Origin of the sequence: Curtobacterium sp. NPDC089185 (assembly GCF_040685235.1) — a bacterium.
Classification (GTDB): Bacteria; Actinomycetota; Actinomycetes; order Actinomycetales; family Microbacteriaceae; genus Curtobacterium; species Curtobacterium citri.
In genome coordinates this window covers 1-16,542 of the sequence record NZ_JBFBHK010000009.1, presented here as the reverse complement: position 1 = coordinate 16,542, position 16,542 = coordinate 1, and the positions used below count along the sequence as shown (strand labels likewise).

Genomic DNA, 16,542 nt, shown 5'->3' with positions numbered 1-16,542 from the left:
GGCCGCGCCCCTCGTCCCCGCGATGCCGGCCACGCCCGATCCACGTGCGGCCGCGGTCCTCATGCTGTTCGGCGTCCTCGACCGCACGCCCAGCGAGCGCCCCGCCGCGGCACCGGCCGTGCACCGCGACCTCGACGTGCTGCTGCTCGCCCGCGCGTCGACCCTCCGCTCGCACCCCGGTGAGGTCGCCTTCCCCGGCGGACGCGTCGACCCGGGCGACCCGGACACCGTGTCCGCCGCCCTCCGCGAGGCCCGGGAGGAGACCGGTCTCGACCCGTCCGGCGTCGAGGTCCTCGGGACCCTGCCGGCCGTACCGCTCGCCCACTCGAACCACCTGGTGCGGCCCGTGCTCGGCTGGTGGCGGGAGCCCAGCCCCGTACGGGTCGTCGACGAGCGGGAGTCCGCCGCCGTGTTCCGGACGCCCGTCGCCGACCTCCTCGACCCGGCGAACCGCGGCGTGACCGCGCTGCGGCGCGGTGGCCAGGAGTGGCGGGGGCCGGCGTTCACGGTACGGTCGGACCAGGGCGTCCACACGCTCTGGGGGTTCACGGCGATGCTCCTCGACGCGCTCTTCGACCGGCTCGGCTGGTCGGAGCCGTGGGACGAGGCGCGGGAGCTGCCCCTCCCCGCTCCCCGGAGGACCTGACCCTGCTCTCCACCCTGCTCGTCCAGGTGCCCTGGCTCGTCTTCGGCGTCCTCGTCGTGGTCGTCGTCGTCGCCCCGTTCCTCGGGGTGCTGCTGGCCCGGGCGCCCCGGCTGACCCTCGTGCTCGCGGTGCTGGCGCTCCTCGCCGTGCTCGGGCTCACCCTGTACCCGGAGGGCTCCGCCTCGGACGCCGTCGTGTGCTCGGCGGGCCTGCCGTCCCTCGCGCCGACCGCGGTCGAGTCGATCGCGAACGTGCTCCTGTTCGTCCCGGTCGTGTTCCTGGCCGGACTCCGCTCCGGTCGACCGGTGCTGGTGACCGCCGCCGGCATCGGCCTGTCCGCCCTGATCGAGGCGGCGCAGGCGTTCGTCCTCGGCATCGGGCGGGCCTGTGACACGAGCGACCTGGTCACGAACGCCATCGGCGCGGTGATCGGCGGCCTGCTCGCCGCGGCGGCGCTGGCGCTCGTGCGTCGTCGGGCCGCGCCGACGTTGACCCGGGCCGGCGGACGCTAGAGCAGCTCGCCGAGCAGGGTCTCCACCTGGCGACGGACCTCGTCGCGCACCGGTCGGACCTGCTCGATCGGCAGACCGGCGGGGTCGGTGAGCGCCCAGTCCTCGTACCGCTTGCCCGGGAAGACCGGGCAGGCGTCCCCGCACCCCATCGTCACGACGACGTCGGCCTGTCGCACGGCGTCGGTGGTCAGGACGGCGGGCTGCTCGCCGGCGATGTCGATGCCCTCCTCGGCCATCGCCGCGACCGCGACCGCGTTGATCCGGTCCGCGGGCTCGGACCCTGCGGAGAACACGTCGACGCGGTCGCCCGCCAGGTGACGCAGCCACCCGGCGGCCATCTGGGACCGGCCGGCGTTGTGGACACAGACGAACAGGACGGCGGGCTTCTGGTCGGACACGGTCTGCTCCGGGAGGGTCGTCGGGTGGGGGACGCGGCCATCCTGCCGCACCGCGGTGAACGGTCGGTGCGCCGGACGGGAGGCGCGGGGCGGGCCGGTGGGGGAGCCTCCCGTCCGGCGCGTGGTCCGTCAGACGGCCGCCGGCTGACAGCGGGGGCACCACCAGACCCGGCGGGGCGGGGAGCCGACCACCTCGACGTCGTCGCGGGCCCGGACGCGCGTGCCGCAGCGCAGGCACGGACGCCCGGCGCGGCCGACGACCCAGTGGCGCTCGCCGCGGCGGAGGACGCCCGTCGTCACCTGGTACGCGTCGGGCGTCGTCGCCGAGTGCCGGAGCATCCGACGCGCGGTCTCGAGCAGGGGCGGCACGTCGACGGAGCCGATCGGCCGGTCGGGGTGGAGCCCGCGGATGAAGCCGAGCTCGTTGGCCCAGAGGTTCCCGAGGCCGGCGACCCGGCGTTGGTCGAGCAGGACCGTCCGCACCGGAAGGTCCGGGTCGGCGGTGCAGCGCCGGACCGCCTCGTCGAGGTCCGGGTCGTCGTGCAGCAGGTCGGGGCCGAGGTGTCCGACGGCGCGGTGCTCGTCGCGGGTCGGGAGCAGTTCGACCACGGGCAGCGCGATGCCCCACACCGTCCGGCCGTCGTCGAGGGCCATCCGGACCCGGGCCTCGCGCGCGGCGTGCACGGGGAGTCGGCGTCCGGCGGCGGTGACGGTCCACGAGCCGGTCATCCGCATGTGGGTGTGCAGGGTCGAGCCGTCGTCGAAGCGGGTCAGCAGGTGCTTGCCGTGCGTGGCGTGGGCGACGATGCGTCGACCGGCCACGGTCGCACCGGCATCGGGGCCGCCGCGGAGCTCACCCCGCGCGACCAGGGCACCGTCCGTGCTGCGGAGCCGGGCAGCCAGGCGGTGGACGGAGTCACCCTCGGGCATGCCGTCACGGTACGGCCGGCCACCGACAGCCCCGTCGGGCCCGACGCGGGCTCAGGCCGCGGCGGTCGTCGGCTCGCGCAGGGCCGGGCAGTGCTCCGGCGTCGGGTGCTCGGAGATCGCGATGACCTCGTCGAGGCGGGCTCGGGCGGCCTCGAGGTCGGCGAGCTGTGCGGTGATCCGGTCGCGTTCGGCCACGAGCAGCGCGAACGACTCCGCCGTGGCCACGCCGGCGTCGACGCAGGGCAGGAGCTGCACGATGGTCCGGCTCGGCAGACCGGCCGCGAACAACTGCTGCACGAGCTGCACCCGCTCGACGGAGGTCCCGGCGTACGAGCGCTGGCCGCCGGACGTCCTGGTCGCCGTGAGCAGTCCCTGCTGCTCGTAGTACCGCAGCGAGCGGACGCTCGCCCCCGTCGCCGCCGCGAGGTCCCCGATGCGCATGCCTGCTCCGATCCGTGCTTGCACCTGACACTGATGTCAGGTCCTACCGTAGCCGAGCCGGTGCGGGAGACGCCCGCTCGGCAGGAGGACACCATGGACATCGCCGGATCCGTCGCACTCGTCACGGGCTCGAACCGGGGCATCGGCCGCCGGTTCGTCACGCAGCTGCTCGAGCGGGGCGCCAGCAAGGTCTACGCGACCGCACGTCGCCCCGAGCTCGTCGACGTCGAGGGCGTCGAGGTGCTGCCGCTCGACATCACCGACGAGGCCTCGGTCGCCGCCGCAGCCGCGGCCGCGCAGGACGTCACGCTGCTCGTCAACAACGCCGGCATCGCCACGACGGGGTCGCTCCTGCGCGGCGACCTGACCGACGCCCGTCGCGAGATGGACACGCACTACTGGGGCACGCTGTCGGTGCTGCGGGCCTTCGCGCCGGTCATCGAGCGGAACGGCGGCGGCGCGGTCGCCAACGTGCTGTCCGCCCTGTCGTGGTTCGTGTACCCGGGGTCGGGCGGGTACGCGGCCGCGAAGGCCGCCGAGTGGAACCTGACGAACGCCGTGCGGCTCGAGCTCGCGTCCGCCGGGATCACCGTGCAGGGGCTCCACCTCGGAGCGGCGGACACCGACATCATGGCCGGGTACGAGGGCTCGATGGTCGACCCGGCGGACGTCGCCCGTGCGTCGCTCGACGGGGTCGAGGCCGGTGTGGCCGAGGTCCTCGTCGACGAGTGGAGCCGCGGGGTGAAGGCATCGCTGCAGGGTGCGCCGGAGGCGTTCTACGCGCAGTTCGCCTGAGCCGGATCAGGCGAGCAGCGGCTCGAGCAGCTCGACGACGAGGTCCGGGCGGCTGATGAAGGGGTGGTGCCCGGTCGGGAGCTCCACGGTGGCGGTCGCCCGGGCCGCGTGCGACCGCTGCAGCGCGACCGTGGTGCTGCGGTCCTCGGTGCACACCACGGCGGTGGAGTCGACGTCGGCCCACCCGGTCCGGGTCGTCGTCGCGCCGAAGGCCGCCGCGTCCTGCGACGTCGTCCGGGCGAACGCGTCGCGCTGCAGGGGCTCGTCGGCGTCCTGCAGGAAGCGGGCCCCGAAGGACGCCTCGTCGTACCCGTCGAGCACGACCCGACCGTCGTCGACCCGGACGGCGACCGGGTCGGGCTCGCCGCTCATGGTCGAGCCCTGGGAGGCCCCGACCGGCGGCGTGTAGCTCGACACGAGCACGACGTGCCGGACGGACGGGTGCGCGCCGGCCTCGGCGATCACCGTGCCGCCGTAGGAGTGCCCGACGAGCACGACGTCGTCGTGGGCGTCGAGCACCGCCCGGAGTGCGGAGGCGTCGTCCTGCAGGTCGCCCCCGTCGGCGTCGGTCTCGCCGCACGACGGCAGGGCGACGGCGACGCTCGCGACCCCGGTGCGTTCCTGGAGCAGGTCGGCGGTGGGGCGCCACCACCAGGAGCCGTCACGGACGAGGGCGCCGTGCACGAAGACGAGGGTCGGGGCGGTGCCGGTTGCGGTCATGGACCGAACCTAGGCACCCCACCCGACCCTCGTCCGCCCGGTTCGCTCACAGCGACGCTCGTCGCGCGACGAGCGTGGCGCAACGCGCGTCGCGCGACAGCTCGAGCGCAGTGACTACGCCCGCAGGAAGTCCGCGATCGGGGTCGACCCCTCGTTGAAGCGGATGGTGCGCCCCGCGGTGGACGGGTCCTCGAGCACGTCGGCCACCACGTGCGCCACGTCCCCGCGCGGCACCTGCGACGCCGAACCGTCCCAGTCGACCGACCCGGTCGGCTCGTCGTCGGTCAGGGTGCTCGGTGCGACGACGGTCCACTGCAGGTCGGAGTCGCGGAGCACCGCGTCGGCGATCATCTTGGACTGCGCGTACGCGAAGAAGTCCTGGTCCTGCGGCACCCCGTGGTCGAGCTGCGACCCGGCCCACGAGACCATGACGAACCGGTCCACCCCGGCCTGCGCCGCGCCCTGCACCGAGAGCACCGCGGCGTCGCGGTCGATCGCCCACGTGCGGTCGGCCGAACCGCCACCGGCACCGGCCGACCAGACGATGGCGTCGTGCCCGCGGACCAGGTCGGCGAAGTCGGTGAGCGACTGCTCCTGCACGTCAGCGACCTTCGGGTCCCCGCCGTGCGCGCGGACCTCGTCCTGCTGGTCGGGGTTCCGGATCACCGACGTGACGCGGTGCCCCCGCTCGGTGAGGATGCGGGTGGCCAGGAGTGCGACCTTGCCGTGGCCGCCGAACAGGATGACGTTGCTCATGACCGGGACGGTACGCGGGGCGGCTCCGAACGACGCGGACCGCTGCGTCCCCCGAGCGGTGCGCGAGTACCGTCCGACCTGACACGACGGGAGAACCATGAGCAAGCAGCACGAACAGCACACCCTGGTCCGCACCCTGGCCCTCGGGGTCCTCAGCGGCGGACGGAGCGGCACCCCGCTGGCCGTCCTCGCCCTGAACCACGACAACAAGGCCCTCAAGGGCGACTGGCAGCAGTGGAAGGCCTTCAGCACGCCGCTGGGCCGCGGGCTGCTCGTCGCGTCGGCGGTCGGCGAGCTCATCGGTGACAAGTCGAAGAAGGCCCCCGCGCGCATCTCGCCCGTCGGGCTGATCGGGCGCATCGGCGCCGGTGCGCTCGCCGGTGCGGCGCTCGGCACGACCGGCAGCCGCGACCTCCGCCTCGAGGGTGCGATCCTCGGCGGCGTCGGCGCGATCGTCGGCAGCTTCGCGGGCTGGGCCGCGCGCAAGCTCCTCAGCAGCGCCGGGCTCCCGGACGCAGTCGGTGCCGTCGCCGAGGACGCGGCGGTCATCGCCGGGTCGGTGCGGGCGGTCCGCACGGTCTGACCCGACCACGACGTGACGGGAGGTGCGGGTCGGCGACGACCCGCGCCTCCCGTCCGTCGCGCCTCCTGTCCGTGACGTCGGAGGCACCACCAGGGCCTGCCGCTCCCGGGGACGCGCGCCTAGCGTGAGCGCCATGCGCATCGTCGTCATCGGAGCCACCGGCCACATCGGCACGTTCCTCGTCCCCCGTCTCGTCCGCGCCGGCCACGGCGTCGTGGCCGTCTCGCGCGGCACCAGCACCCCGTACGCCGACGCCCCGGAGTGGGAGCGCGTCGAGCGCGTCACCGCTGACCGGGAGCAGGAGGACCGCGACGGCACGTTCGGCGACCGCATCGCGGCGCTCGCCGCGGACGCCGTCGTCGATCTCGTCTGCTTCACGCTCGAGTCCGCCGAGCAGCTCGTCCGTGCGCTCCGCGGGAGCGGCACGCACCTCGTGCACTGCGGCTCGATCTGGCGCGCGGGCGTCTCGCACGTCCTGCCGATCACGGAGGAGACGGCAACACCGCCCTTCGGTGAGTACGGCACCCAGAAGGACGCCATCGCCCGGATGCTCAAGCAGGAAACCGCCGATGGGGGTGTCGTCACGACCTCGATCCACCCGGGGCACATCAGCGGTCCGGGGTGGCTGCCGATCGGCCCGCTGGGGAACCTCGACCCGACGGTCGTCACCCGGCTGTCCGCGGGCGAGGTCGTGGAGGTCCCTGGGCTCGGCGCCGAGTCGATGGCGCACGTGCACGCCGACGACGTCGCCCAGCTCTTCCAGCTGGCCGTCGAGCAGCGGGACGCCGCCGCCGGTGAGGACTTCTTCGCCACCGCCCCGACGGCGCTCACCGTGCGCGGGTACGCCGCGCTGGTCGCGTCGTGGTCCGGTCGGGAGGCACGGCTCGAGTCCGTCAGCTGGGACCGGTTCCGCGAGACCACGGCCACCGAGCACGCCGACGCGAGCTGGGAGCACCTGTCGCGCAGTCAGGTGTTCAGCACCGAGAAGCCGGAGCGGCTGCTCGGGTACGCACCGGCGTACACCGCGTCCGAGACGGTCCGCGATGCCCTGCGCTGGCAGGCCGAGCACGGCGACCTCGGGGTCGACGCGTCCTTCCGTCCCTGACGGCGCCGGATCGGGCCGGGGCAGCGCGTTGGTCACGGCGATCGCGGTGGTCGGGTCAGGCGGGCGCCGTGCGCTCCGGCACCACGAGCGCACGGCGCCGGTGGACGGCCCAGACGGTCGTCGCGAAGCCGACGAGCACCGCACCGCCGATCGTCACCGCGGTCCACCCGCCGGCGTTCCAGAGCACCCCGGCCACGGCCGAGCCGATCGCACCGCCGACGAAGTTGCTCGTGACGAAGGCCGTGTTCAGCCGGCTCCGCGCGGCGGGGTCGATCGCGAACAGGCGCGTCTGGTTCAGAACGTTCGTCGCCTGCACGCCCACGTCGAGCAGCAGGACGGCGACGAGCACCACCGGGACCGACCCGGCACCGAGCCCGGCGACCACGAGCGACACGAGGACCAGGACCAGCGCACCGCCGGTGACCGGCACCGACCACCCGCGGTCGTGCAACCGTCCCACCCGCTGCGCGGCCACCGCACCGGCCAGCCCGACGAGTCCGACGGCACCGATCGCGGTCGTCGACCACCCGTACGGCGGGGCGCTGAGCAGGAACGTCAGCGAGGTCCAGAACATCGTGAAGACCGCGAACACGGCGGCGCTGATCACGAGCGTGACGCGGACCGCACGGTGCGCACCGACGGCGCGGAACACCGAGCCGATGAGCCGGGGGTACGCCACCCGCTCGCGCGGGGGCAGCTCGGGGATCGCCCGCCGCAGCAGGACGGCGAGCACGACCGCGGCGACCGCGGCGACGACGTACACCGTGCGCCACCCGGCGAACCCGGCGATCACGCCGCTCACCGTCCGGCTGAGCAGGATGCCGGTCAGCACCCCGGAGGCGATGGTCCCGACCACCCGGCCCCGCGCCGCCGGGTCGGCGAGGTCGCCCGCGAGCGGGATGAGCAGCTGCCCGGCGACCGTCGTCGTGCCGACCAGGGCGAGCGCGACGAGCAGGGTGGTGAACCCCGGGGCGACGGCGGCGCCGACCAGTGCGACGGCCGAGGCGAGCAGTACGCCCGGCACGAGCCGACGCCGGTCGAGCACGTCGCCGAGCGGGACCACGAGCAGGATGCCGAGCGCGTAGCCGACCTGGGTCAGGGTGACGAGCAGCCCGGCCAGCGCCGAGGACGTCCCGAGGTCGGCGGCGACGTCGTCGAGCAGGGGCTGCGCCCAGTACAGGTTGCCGACGGCCGCTCCGCCCGCGACGGCGAACAGGACCGTGCGACCGGTCGTCATCGCGGCGGTCACCGGTGGGACCCGGCGTCCCGACGGAACAGCAGCGCGATGTTCCACGGTCCGGGCTGCAGGCGGACGGTCGCCTCGGCGACGACGCGTTCCTCGTGCTCCCGGTCGCGGGTCAGGTCGTGGATCTCCTGCTCGGCGTGCCAGCGGAAGCGGAGACGGTCCCAGCGCGACGACGCCGGCAGCGCCCGTGCGGTCTCGACCGACGAGGTGTCGCTCACGCGTCCTCCCGTTCGGTGGTCCGCCCGGTCGCGCGGTCGGCGATCCGCCCGGTCGCGCGGTCGGCGATCCGTTCGGTCGCCGCCCACGAGGAGAGGACCCGGAGCGCGTCGGCGGTGGGGCTGCCCGGCGTCGCGGGGTAGACGGTGAGGCTCAGGCCGGGGTCCTCCGCCAGCTCGAGCGACTGGAAGTGCAGCTCGATCGGGCCGACCACCGGGTGGTCGAACGCCTTGACGCCCGCGTAGTGCCGTCGGACGTCGTGCGCGGCCCACAGCCGACGGAAGTCCTCGCTGCGCACGGACAGTTCGCCGACGAGCGCAGCGAGGTCCCGGTCGCGCGGACTCCGGCCGGCCTCGCGTCGGAGGATCGCGACGTTCGTGTGCGCTGCGCGGTCCCAGTCCTGGTAGAAGTCCCGCGCCCGGGCGTCGAGGAAGATGAAGCGCGAGAAGTTCATCGGGCGGTCCCCGGTGACGAGCGCGGCGTGCAGGGCCCACCCGAGGGCGTTCGCGGCGACGATGTCCTGGCGGTTGTTCACGATCATCGCGGGGGCCTCGGTCACGACGTCGAGCAGGTACTGCAGCTCCGGTCGCACGGCGGCGACCCGGACGTTCCGAGCGGCCCGGCGCGGCGCCTCGTTCTGGTGCCGTGCGAGGTCGCGCAGGTGCTCGTGCTCGGCCGCGTCGAGCTGCAGCGCCGTGGCGACGGCGTCGAGCACGCTGTCGGAGACGCCCTGCAGGTTCCCGCGCTCGAGCCGGGTGTAGTAGTCGATGCTCACCCCTGCCAGGCCCGAGACCTCCTCGCGCCGGAGGCCCGTGACGCGTCGCCGCGTCCCGGAGGTCCGGATGCCGGCCTGCTCCGGGGTGATCCGGGCGCGACGGCTCGACAGGAAGTCTCGGGCTTCGTCACGGTGGTCCATGCGCTCCACGCTACGACGGCACGGCCACGGCAACGAGGTGCTGCCGGAACCCCCGTCAGCTGCCGGTCGTCAGCTGCCGGTCGTCAGGGGGACCGAGACGATCCGGTCGTCACCGTCGCGGGGGTCGCCGCGGCCGTCGGTGTTGTTCGTCACGAACCAGAGCGTGTCGTCCGGCCCGGGCAGCACCGTCCGGATGCGGCCGAAGTCCCCGGCGAAGTACTCGGTCGCGGTCGACGGGTCGGACACCGGCACACCCCGCACGGACTCGCCCTTGAGGTTCGCGACGAAGACGGTGTCACCGATGACGGTCAGCCCGCTCGGCGACGCCTCGTCGGTGGACCACTGCTGCACGGGGTCGACGAAGCCGCGGTCCTCGCCACCGGTGCCCTCGACCTCGGGCCAGCCGTAGTCCTTCCCCGGTTCGACGACGTTGAGCTCGTCCCAGCGGTTCTCGCCGAACTCCGCGGCGAACATGGTGCCGTCCGCCGCCCAGCCCATGCCCTGCACGTTCCGGTGGCCGAGCGACCACACCGGGGAGCCGTCGAACGGGTTGTCGTCGGGCACCGCGCCGTCGGGCGTCATCCGGAGGATCTTGCCCGCGAGCGAGTCGCGGTCCTGCGCCTCGGACCGGTTGCCGGCGTCCCCGACGCTCGCGTAGAGCATGCCGTCGGGACCGAACGCGATCCGGCCACCGTCGTGGAAGGTGTTCGCGGGCAGGCCGTCGATCACGGTCGTGGCGTCACCGAGCCGCCACGAGCCCGTGTCCCCGGTGAGCTCGTAGCGCTGGATCCGGTTGCCGTCCTCGGCGGTCGAGTACACGAACAGGTCGTCGTCGTGCAGGGCGAGGCCGAGCAGTCCGCCCTCGCCGCCGTGCCGGACGCCGGCGACCGTGCCGACCTCGCGGGTGGAGCCGTCCGCGCGCAGTTCGAGCACGCGGGCGGAGTCCCGCTCGCTGACGAACGCGTCACCGTCCTCGCCCACCGGGACGACCGACCACGGGGACTCGAGCCCGCTGACGACGTCGGAGGTGGCACCGTCCGGAGCGACCTGACCGGCCGCGAGGTCGGACGGCGGGCTGGCGGTGCTGCTCTGCGCGGCGTCGCCGGAGTCGGTCGCGCCCCGGTCGTCCGAGCAACCGGCCAGGGCGAGGGCGGTCACGGCGGCCAGCCCGACGGCGGACCAGGTGCGGCGGCTGCGGAGCGTGCTGCGGGTCGTGCGGGTGCTGTCCACGGTGTTCCTCCCGGGTCGTGGTGCGAGTCCACACGCTGCGGTCGGGAAAGCCCTGGGGGTTCCCGGCACAACCCCTCACCGCTGCGCGCACCGGCCTACCGTCGGCAGCACATCGTTCCCGGTCGGAGAGGACCATCCATGACCACCATCGCCATCGTCGGCGCCGGCAAGGGCCTCGGGCTCGCCGTCGCGGACCGCTTCGGCCGCGAGGGCTTCGACATCGCACTGATCTCCCGCAACCAGGACCGGCTGGACTCGCTGGCCGCCGAGCTCCGCGACTCCGGGTACCGCGCCCAGGGGTTCGCCGCGAACGTGCGGGACGGGGACTCGCTCCGCGCCGCCCTCGAGGCCGCCACCGAGCAGCTCGGCCCGATCGAGGTGCTGCAGTACAGCCCGCTGCCGGCCAAGGAGTACATGCGTCCGGTCCTCGAGACCACGGCGGAGGACCTCGTCGGCCCGATCGAGTTCTCGGTCTACGGCTCGGTGAACGCCGTGCGCCAGGTGCTGCCCGGCATGCGGGCCATCGGCAAGGGCACGATCCTGTTCGTCAACGGCGGCAGCGCGGTCCGTCCGGGCGCGCGGGTGACCGGGACCTCGGTCGCCTTCGCCGGGGAGAGCGCCTACGCGCAGCTCCTGCACGACGCCGTCGCCGAGGAGCAGGTGCACGTCGGCCAGTTGATCATCCCGTTCGGCATCGACGACGGCCAGGACGACCACTCCGGTGCGGCCATCGCCGAGCGCCTCTGGACCATCCACACCGAGCGCGGGGACTTCCGGACGTACGCCGAGCCGCTGCCCGAGTGATCCGGTACGGCCGGAAGGCCCGTGGCGGGGTCGCCACGGGCCTTCCGTCCGTCGGTGGTCGCGGTCAGCGCGCGGTGCGCTCGATCGCGTCGGCCATCGCCGCGGCGACGCCGCGGTTCGCCTCGGCCGTCGGGTGGATGCCGTCGGGCGAGGTGCCCGGCACGTAGGCGCCGTCCGCGGCGCGGATCGCCCGGAAGGGGTCGACGAAGGCCCACCCGTGCCGGTCGGCGTCGGCGTGCAGCGCGTCGGTCAGGACGAGCTGTCCGGTGCGTCGGTCGGCTCCCCAGCGGCTCCACGTCCAGTCGGCGGGCGGCCCGGCGACGACGAGCACGCGCTCCGCCCCGACCTTGCGCACGATGGCGTCGACGCCCGCGATCGTCCGCTCGGTCGGGACCGCCTGGTTGACGTCGTTCGTGCCGACCTCGACCACGAGGACGCGGGCCTGCGGCACCGGACCGATCTCGGCGAGCACCTGGTCGGCGCGGTACCCGCTGTGGGCGTAGCCGCCGACCGCGTGCAGCCGGTCGTCCGCCTCGAGCTGGTGCAGCCACGAGTCGGGTCGGGCGGTGATCGAGTCCCCGGCGTACGCGAACGGCACGGCGTCGGACAGCGCGGGGGTGTCGAGGGCCCCCGTGACGACCTGGTCCGGCGTGCTCGGCCGGGGGAGTTCGGCGCTCCGCTCGACCCGCGTGCCCACCGCCGCGGCGACCGGGCGGTCGTCGGCGCTGGCGGTGTGGGTCGACGAGAGGACGAAGGCGCCGGCGCCGACGATGCAGGAGGCGGAGACGATGCTCGCGACGAGGGCGAGGCGGGTGGTGCGGGTCACAGGTACAGGTATCCCGCGGATCGACCGCGCGGACCAGTCCCCCGACCTGGGGAACCGGCGGCGTGGCTGAGGGTCCTCTGGGCGGCTCACAGGTTCGCGGTCAGTGCGCACGGCGCACCGCCGGTCGACGGCCCCGGCCGGACACCAGCCACGTGCCCACCGTGACGACGACGGGCAGTCCCAGCGCGAGGAGCGCAAGCACGGGCCAGTCGGCTACGAACGGCAGGTGCGTGGTCCCCGTCGGACCGCCGTCGAACCGCAGGGTGAGCGCCCGGATCGGCAGCAACCCGAGCAGCGTGCCGACGACCGCGCCGACGGTGGTGAGGATCGCTGCCTGCCAGGCGGACACCCGTCGGCGCAGGACCGGGGCGGCCCCGATCGCGTCGAGGACCTCGTCGTCGCGGCGACCGTCGGACCGGGCGAGCCCGACGGCGACGGCCGTGGCGCCGATCGTCACCGCCGCGGCGAGGGCGAGCACGAGGGCCTGCACCGTCGCCTGCTCGTCCACCGGTCCGCGCTCGTAGGCGAAGCCCGGACCACCCCATCGTTCCCGGTCCGCGCCGCCGTTGCTCTGCCACGCGGACGACAGCTCGTCGTACTGGGACGGGGTCAGGTCCTGGGGCAGGTGCATCGCGAGCAGGCCGTCGACCAGGGGGACCCCGTGTGCCGCTGCCGTCTCCCGGGTCATGAAGACCCCGATCTTGATCCGTGGCGTCTGCACGTCGACCACGGCCGGGATCGTCGTCGAGGCGTCGGGGCGGGTGTCCTCGAGCAGTGCGGTGTCGTCGATCGTGCGGTCCCGGAAGCTGTCGATCCGGACCGCCCCGTCGTGGACGTACTCGGGCCAGAGCGACACGGCCTCGCCGTCCGCGAGCGCCCGTCGGACCTCGGCGGACGGGCGGTGCCCGGTGAGCAGGGCGTAGTCGTCGAGCGTCCCCGCCGCGATGTGCGGCTCACCGCTCCCGACGCTCTGCAGGAAGGTCGCGCAGCCGGTCGTGTCGGAGGTCGGGCAGTCCCGCCGGACGAAGTCGTGCGGCGTGGTGATCGTGGTCGACTCCTGGCCGGCGTCCTCGCGGTTCACGGCGAGCACGTGCAGCCGGACGCCGTCCAACGCTCCGGAGAGCACGCGCGCCGCCCGGTCGGTGACGGCGGCGTCGTACCCGTCGCCGTACCCGTCGGGGTCGGTCAGCGAGACGGTCGCGGTCGCGACCCCGACGGCGGTCGTGTACTCGTACCCCCGGACGAACCGGGCGTGCTCCGAGGCGCTCCACGTGATCACGACCGAGGCGACGAACACGACGCTCATCACGCTCGCGAGCACCGGGACCGTGCGGACCGGGTTGCGCCGGGCGTCCCGCGCGGCGATCCGGGCGGACAGGCCGAGGCGCGCCGAGAGCCGTGCGACGCCGGCCAGGACCCACGGCGACGCCAGGGCGACGCCGAGCTGCACCAGGCACGGCCCGAGCGCGACCCCGACGCCGGCGAGCACCGCCCAACGGTCCTGCTGCACGGGTCGGTCGTTGAGCAGGAGCACGCCGGCACCGCACGCCAGGGTCATCACCGTCCCGGTGACGACCAGGACGGGGACCCAGACCCGCCGCCGACGTTCCGTCCGGGGACGGGCCGCCGCGGGGCGCAGGGAACCGCGGAGGGCCGCGAGGACGTCGACCCGAGTCGCCGAACGGGCCGCGACCAGGGCCGCCACGAGTCCGGCGGCGACGGCGACCGCCGCGATCGTCACGAGGGCGAGTGTCGGCACGTGCAGCCCCGGCCAGGTCCCGACGTTGCCGTCGTCGAGCAGGTGGAAGGCGAGCACGCCGAGCCCCGTACCGAGCGCGGTGCCGAGCAGCGCACCCGCCGCACCGAGCACCAGCCCGGAACCGGCGACGACCGCACGGACGAAGCCCCGCCCACCGCCGACACTCGTGACGATCGCGTAGGTGCGGGTGTCCGCCCGGGTGCCGACCAGGAACGCCGCACCCGCGAGCAGTGCGACCTCGAAGGCGGCGAACACCCCGACCAGTGCCATGGCTCCGAGGTACGCGTCCACGGTCGTCCCGGTCGGGACGCCCTCGAGCCGGTCCGCTGGCGGGTCGAGCACGACCGGACGGGACTCGACGACGATGCCGTGCGCGTTGAGCGCGCGGATCTCCGACCACGTCGGGGCGACCTCGGGCAGGTACACGGTCGTGTCTGACCCGCTGCGCTGCACCGAGTACGGGAGCTCGGCCGGCAGGGACCCCGACGGCAGGAACACTCCCTCGGCATCCGGTCCGGAGGCGGCGTCGCGCATGGTGCCCGTGACGGTGAACCGCTGGCGCACCGGATCGGTCACGGTCAGGGTGTCGCCGACGGTCAGGTGGAGGCGCTCGAGCGTCGCGGGGGTCACCATCGCCTGGTCCGGCGCGGTCGGTGCACGGCCGGAGAGCACGTGCCAGTGCCCGTCGAGGGCGGGCGACCACGTCGCTCCCTCGTCCGCGGAGACGGCGACGGGGACCTCCGGGCCGGCGACGACCACCTGCGTGGTCCGGACCGGGATCGCCTCGGCGCCCGCGGGCACGTGGTCGAGCAGGTCGGCCCAGGGCGAGTCCTCGTCGGCGGTCGTCACCGGGCTGTCCGGTGCGGAGTCGGTCAGCTGCCACTGCACGGGGTCCTGCCGCATCCCGGGCAGGTCCGGGCCGGACAGCCGCATCTGGGCCGCCGCGTGGCCGAGGTCGTACCGGAGCTGCTCCTGCACGGTGGGCAGCGTCGACTGGACGACCACGGCCGCTGCCGCGAAGCCCGCGGTGGGGATGCCGATCAGCGACAGGATCAGCACCGCGCGGCCGGCCTTGGCGAAGGCCAGTCGACGACCGAGTCGGAGGGCGGGGCCGAGTGCGACGGGCGTGCGCGTGCGGCTCCGGACGACGGTCCGGGACACCCGGGGACCGCGTCGTTCGACCCGTTCCCGATCGTCGCCGGCGCTGCGCCGACGGCCGCTCACGATGCCGCTCGACCGACGAGCGTCTCGACGCCGGCGTACACCGTCTCGTCGACGACCCGACCGTCCCGCAGGAACACGATCCGGTCCGCCCAAGCGGCGTGCCGTGCGTCGTGGGTGACGAGCAGGGCGCCGGCCCCGTTGTCGACGTGCCGGCGGAGCATCCGCAGGACGACCTCGCCGGTCTGCGAGTCGAGGGCACCGGTCGGTTCGTCCGCCAGCACGAGTCGACGCTCGCCGACCACCCCGCGGGCGATCGCGACGCGCTGCTGCTGGCCGCCGGACAGGTCGTCGGGGAAGGCGGTGGCACGGTGGGACAGCTCGACGTTCTCGAGCGCGAGCTCCGCGGCGCGACGCGCCTTGCTGGCCTTCCAGCCGTCGAGCTCGAGCGGGAGCGCCACGTTCTCGACGGCGGTCAGCGAGGGGATCAGGTTGAAGTCCTGGAAGACGAACCCGATCATCCGGCGACGGAGCGCGGACAGCTCGCGGGACGGGCGGTCGGAGACCCACTCACCGTCGATCCTGACCTCGCCGGAGGTGGGTGGGAGCAGGGTCCCGGCACAGGCGAGGAGCGTGGACTTGCCGGAGCCCGACGTGCCCATGACCGCGACCATCTCACCGCGCGCGACGCGCAGGTCGACACCTGCCAGGGCGGTCACCGCGTTGGCGCCGCCGCCGTACTGGACGCTGACGGCGTCGAGCTCGAGGAGCGGGGCGGTCATCGTGCTTGCTCCGCGGTGCGCACCGATGCGACGTCCGTGACGGAGGCGGGTGGCGGCATGTGCCGGGTGACGGCCGACTCGACGTGGTCCAGCCAGCGCACCTCGGCCTCCGCCTGGAACACCATCGACTCGAGGACGAGCGACCACGCGAGGTCGGTCGCGGGGTCGGCGGAGCGCTTGAGCCGCGTCAGGTCCTGCAGGGTGCCGAGGGCGGCGGAACGCTGCACCTGCACCAGCCGCGGGACGTCGACACCGGGCACGGTCACCGCGAGGGCGAACTTGATCGGGAGCTCGTCGCGCCCGCGCTTCGCCGGCACCGGCTCGCTGAACCAGCGGGCGACCGCCTCGCGACCCGCGTCGGTCGCCGTGTAGACGACGTGTCCGTCGTCGTCGGCGTCGCCGCGGGCCACGAGACCGTCGCGCTCCAGACGGTCGAGCGTCGTGTAGACCTGGCCGATGTTGAGCGGCCAGCTCCCCCCGGTCCGTTGCTCGAACTCCCCCCGGAGCTGGTACCCGTACCCGGGTCCTCCCACCAGCAGCGCGAGCACGCCCATCCGTACGCTCATGACTTCCCCCTCGTACCGTCGGAGGCATACTCCGTATGCCCATACCGAGTATGCACAAGCAGACCGGCAGCAGGCAAGTCACGAATCGGCCACGAACGGACGGGAGGCGCGGGGGCCGCCGGCCCCCCCCCCCCCCCCCCGGGGGGGGGG

Annotated in this window: 19 protein-coding genes; 6 read left to right on the top strand and 13 right to left on the bottom strand. The window is 74.4% G+C overall.

The features are described from left to right. Positions 1 to 22 precede the first annotated feature (22 nt). Both AB0N84_RS10925 and AB0N84_RS10920 read left to right on the top strand, forming a co-directional pair. Positions 23 to 646 (top strand): CoA pyrophosphatase, encoded by a 624-nt coding sequence (locus AB0N84_RS10925; RefSeq protein WP_363546328.1) that lies wholly within the window; start codon positions 23 to 25, stop codon positions 644 to 646. Then, positions 598 to 1,158 carry a VanZ family protein gene (locus AB0N84_RS10920; RefSeq protein ID WP_363546114.1) on the top strand — a complete coding sequence of 187 codons (561 nt, stop codon included), beginning with the start codon at positions 598 to 600 and terminating at the stop codon, positions 1,156 to 1,158. The genes AB0N84_RS10925 and AB0N84_RS10920 overlap by 49 nt, the downstream gene beginning before the upstream one ends. On the opposite strand, the gene AB0N84_RS10915 is transcribed toward AB0N84_RS10920, so the two are convergent. The 3 genes from AB0N84_RS10915 to AB0N84_RS10905 all read right to left on the bottom strand — a co-directional run bounded on the left by AB0N84_RS10915 (position 1,155) and on the right by AB0N84_RS10905 (position 2,927). Next, the gene (locus AB0N84_RS10915; protein ID WP_363546111.1) at positions 1,155 to 1,556 is read right to left on the bottom strand and encodes an arsenate reductase ArsC; all 402 of its coding nucleotides are present in this window, start codon (positions 1,554 to 1,556) and stop codon (positions 1,155 to 1,157) included. The two genes, AB0N84_RS10920 and AB0N84_RS10915, sit on opposite strands and share 4 nt — an antisense overlap. A 129-nt stretch (positions 1,557 to 1,685) precedes the next feature. Next, the gene (locus AB0N84_RS10910; protein ID WP_182045249.1) at positions 1,686 to 2,486 is read right to left on the bottom strand and encodes a DNA-formamidopyrimidine glycosylase family protein; all 801 of its coding nucleotides are present in this window, start codon (positions 2,484 to 2,486) and stop codon (positions 1,686 to 1,688) included. Positions 2,487 to 2,537: 51 nt separating this feature from the next. After that, on the bottom strand, positions 2,538 to 2,927 hold the full coding sequence (locus tag AB0N84_RS10905; protein ID WP_182045250.1) for a MerR family transcriptional regulator: 390 nt from the start codon (positions 2,925 to 2,927) through the stop codon (positions 2,538 to 2,540). A 93-nt stretch (positions 2,928 to 3,020) separates the two neighbouring features. Between AB0N84_RS10905 and AB0N84_RS10900 the strand changes: the two genes are divergently transcribed. Beyond that, complete coding sequence (locus AB0N84_RS10900; RefSeq protein WP_363546107.1) at positions 3,021 to 3,722, top strand: SDR family oxidoreductase; 702 nt, start codon at positions 3,021 to 3,023, stop codon at positions 3,720 to 3,722. A gap of 6 nt (positions 3,723 to 3,728) precedes the next feature. Here the strand turns inward: AB0N84_RS10900 and AB0N84_RS10895 are convergent, their stop codons facing one another. Next, positions 3,729 to 4,442, bottom strand: coding sequence for an alpha/beta hydrolase (locus AB0N84_RS10895; protein ID WP_363546104.1), 714 nt, complete (start codon positions 4,440 to 4,442; stop codon positions 3,729 to 3,731). Between the two features lie 114 nt (positions 4,443 to 4,556). Further along, positions 4,557 to 5,198: an SDR family oxidoreductase gene (locus AB0N84_RS10890; RefSeq protein ID WP_363546101.1), complete on the bottom strand. Its 642-nt coding sequence runs from the start codon at positions 5,196 to 5,198 to the stop codon at positions 4,557 to 4,559. Between the two features lie 97 nt (positions 5,199 to 5,295). Between AB0N84_RS10890 and AB0N84_RS10885 the strand changes: the two genes are divergently transcribed. After that, the gene (locus AB0N84_RS10885) at positions 5,296 to 5,781 is read left to right on the top strand and encodes a hypothetical protein (protein ID WP_363546098.1); all 486 of its coding nucleotides are present in this window, start codon (positions 5,296 to 5,298) and stop codon (positions 5,779 to 5,781) included. Between the two features lie 133 nt (positions 5,782 to 5,914). Beyond that, a complete protein-coding gene (locus AB0N84_RS10880) occupies positions 5,915 to 6,886 on the top strand; it encodes an NAD(P)-dependent oxidoreductase (RefSeq protein ID WP_363546096.1) in 972 nt (323 codons plus the stop codon). Positions 6,887 to 6,941: 55 nt separating this feature from the next. Here the strand turns inward: AB0N84_RS10880 and AB0N84_RS10875 are convergent, their stop codons facing one another. The 4 genes from AB0N84_RS10875 to AB0N84_RS10860 form a co-directional block, all read right to left on the bottom strand. After that, the gene (locus tag AB0N84_RS10875; protein ID WP_363546093.1) at positions 6,942 to 8,135 is read right to left on the bottom strand and encodes an MFS transporter; all 1,194 of its coding nucleotides are present in this window, start codon (positions 8,133 to 8,135) and stop codon (positions 6,942 to 6,944) included. After that, a complete protein-coding gene (locus AB0N84_RS10870) occupies positions 8,132 to 8,350 on the bottom strand; it encodes a hypothetical protein (protein ID WP_363546090.1) in 219 nt (72 codons plus the stop codon). Before AB0N84_RS10870 ends, AB0N84_RS10875 begins: the two co-directional genes overlap by 4 nt. Next, entirely contained in the window at positions 8,347 to 9,264 is a 918-nt protein-coding gene (locus AB0N84_RS10865; protein ID WP_363546088.1) for a helix-turn-helix transcriptional regulator, read from the bottom strand. The genes AB0N84_RS10870 and AB0N84_RS10865 overlap by 4 nt, the downstream gene beginning before the upstream one ends. A gap of 69 nt (positions 9,265 to 9,333) precedes the next feature. After that, entirely contained in the window at positions 9,334 to 10,494 is a 1,161-nt protein-coding gene (locus tag AB0N84_RS10860; RefSeq protein ID WP_363546085.1) for a PQQ-dependent sugar dehydrogenase, read from the bottom strand. 138 nt (positions 10,495 to 10,632) lie between these two features. On the opposite strand from AB0N84_RS10860, the gene AB0N84_RS10855 reads away from it, so the two are divergent. Continuing rightward, complete coding sequence (locus AB0N84_RS10855; protein ID WP_289458081.1) at positions 10,633 to 11,298, top strand: SDR family NAD(P)-dependent oxidoreductase; 666 nt, start codon at positions 10,633 to 10,635, stop codon at positions 11,296 to 11,298. 64 nt (positions 11,299 to 11,362) lie between these two features. Here AB0N84_RS10855 and AB0N84_RS10850 read toward each other — a convergent pair whose 3' ends face one another. The 4 genes from AB0N84_RS10850 to AB0N84_RS10835 all read right to left on the bottom strand — a co-directional run bounded on the left by AB0N84_RS10850 (position 11,363) and on the right by AB0N84_RS10835 (position 16,392). Beyond that, the gene (locus AB0N84_RS10850) at positions 11,363 to 12,124 is read right to left on the bottom strand and encodes an SGNH/GDSL hydrolase family protein (protein WP_289458080.1); all 762 of its coding nucleotides are present in this window, start codon (positions 12,122 to 12,124) and stop codon (positions 11,363 to 11,365) included. Positions 12,125 to 12,224: 100 nt separating this feature from the next. Further along, complete coding sequence (locus tag AB0N84_RS10845) at positions 12,225 to 15,044, bottom strand: hypothetical protein (RefSeq protein ID WP_363546081.1); 2,820 nt, start codon at positions 15,042 to 15,044, stop codon at positions 12,225 to 12,227. 59 nt (positions 15,045 to 15,103) lie between these two features. Continuing rightward, positions 15,104 to 15,826, bottom strand: a complete 723-nt coding sequence (locus tag AB0N84_RS10840) for an ABC transporter ATP-binding protein (RefSeq protein ID WP_182045259.1) — start codon at positions 15,824 to 15,826, stop codon at positions 15,104 to 15,106. Then, positions 15,823 to 16,392, bottom strand: coding sequence for a PadR family transcriptional regulator (locus tag AB0N84_RS10835; RefSeq protein ID WP_363546077.1), 570 nt, complete (start codon positions 16,390 to 16,392; stop codon positions 15,823 to 15,825). The genes AB0N84_RS10840 and AB0N84_RS10835 overlap by 4 nt, the downstream gene beginning before the upstream one ends. Between the last annotated feature and the right edge of the window lie 150 nt (positions 16,393 to 16,542).

Coding starts and splice junctions, on each gene's coding strand:
- AB0N84_RS10925 (WP_363546328.1), top strand. CDS start 23: ATGCCGGCCACGCCCGATCCACGTGCGGCCGCGGTCCTCATGCTGTTC.
- AB0N84_RS10910 (WP_182045249.1), bottom strand. CDS start 2,486: ATGCCCGAGGGTGACTCCGTCCACCGCCTGGCTGCCCGGCTCCGCAGC.
- AB0N84_RS10905 (WP_182045250.1), bottom strand. CDS start 2,927: ATGCGCATCGGGGACCTCGCGGCGGCGACGGGGGCGAGCGTCCGCTCG.
- AB0N84_RS10900 (WP_363546107.1), top strand. CDS start 3,021: ATGGACATCGCCGGATCCGTCGCACTCGTCACGGGCTCGAACCGGGGC.
- AB0N84_RS10895 (WP_363546104.1), bottom strand. CDS start 4,442: ATGACCGCAACCGGCACCGCCCCGACCCTCGTCTTCGTGCACGGCGCC.
- AB0N84_RS10890 (WP_363546101.1), bottom strand. CDS start 5,198: ATGAGCAACGTCATCCTGTTCGGCGGCCACGGCAAGGTCGCACTCCTG.
- AB0N84_RS10885 (WP_363546098.1), top strand. CDS start 5,296: ATGAGCAAGCAGCACGAACAGCACACCCTGGTCCGCACCCTGGCCCTC.
- AB0N84_RS10880 (WP_363546096.1), top strand. CDS start 5,915: ATGCGCATCGTCGTCATCGGAGCCACCGGCCACATCGGCACGTTCCTC.
- AB0N84_RS10865 (WP_363546088.1), bottom strand. CDS start 9,264: ATGGACCACCGTGACGAAGCCCGAGACTTCCTGTCGAGCCGTCGCGCC.
- AB0N84_RS10855 (WP_289458081.1), top strand. CDS start 10,633: ATGACCACCATCGCCATCGTCGGCGCCGGCAAGGGCCTCGGGCTCGCC.
- AB0N84_RS10840 (WP_182045259.1), bottom strand. CDS start 15,826: ATGACCGCCCCGCTCCTCGAGCTCGACGCCGTCAGCGTCCAGTACGGC.
- AB0N84_RS10835 (WP_363546077.1), bottom strand. CDS start 16,392: ATGAGCGTACGGATGGGCGTGCTCGCGCTGCTGGTGGGAGGACCCGGG.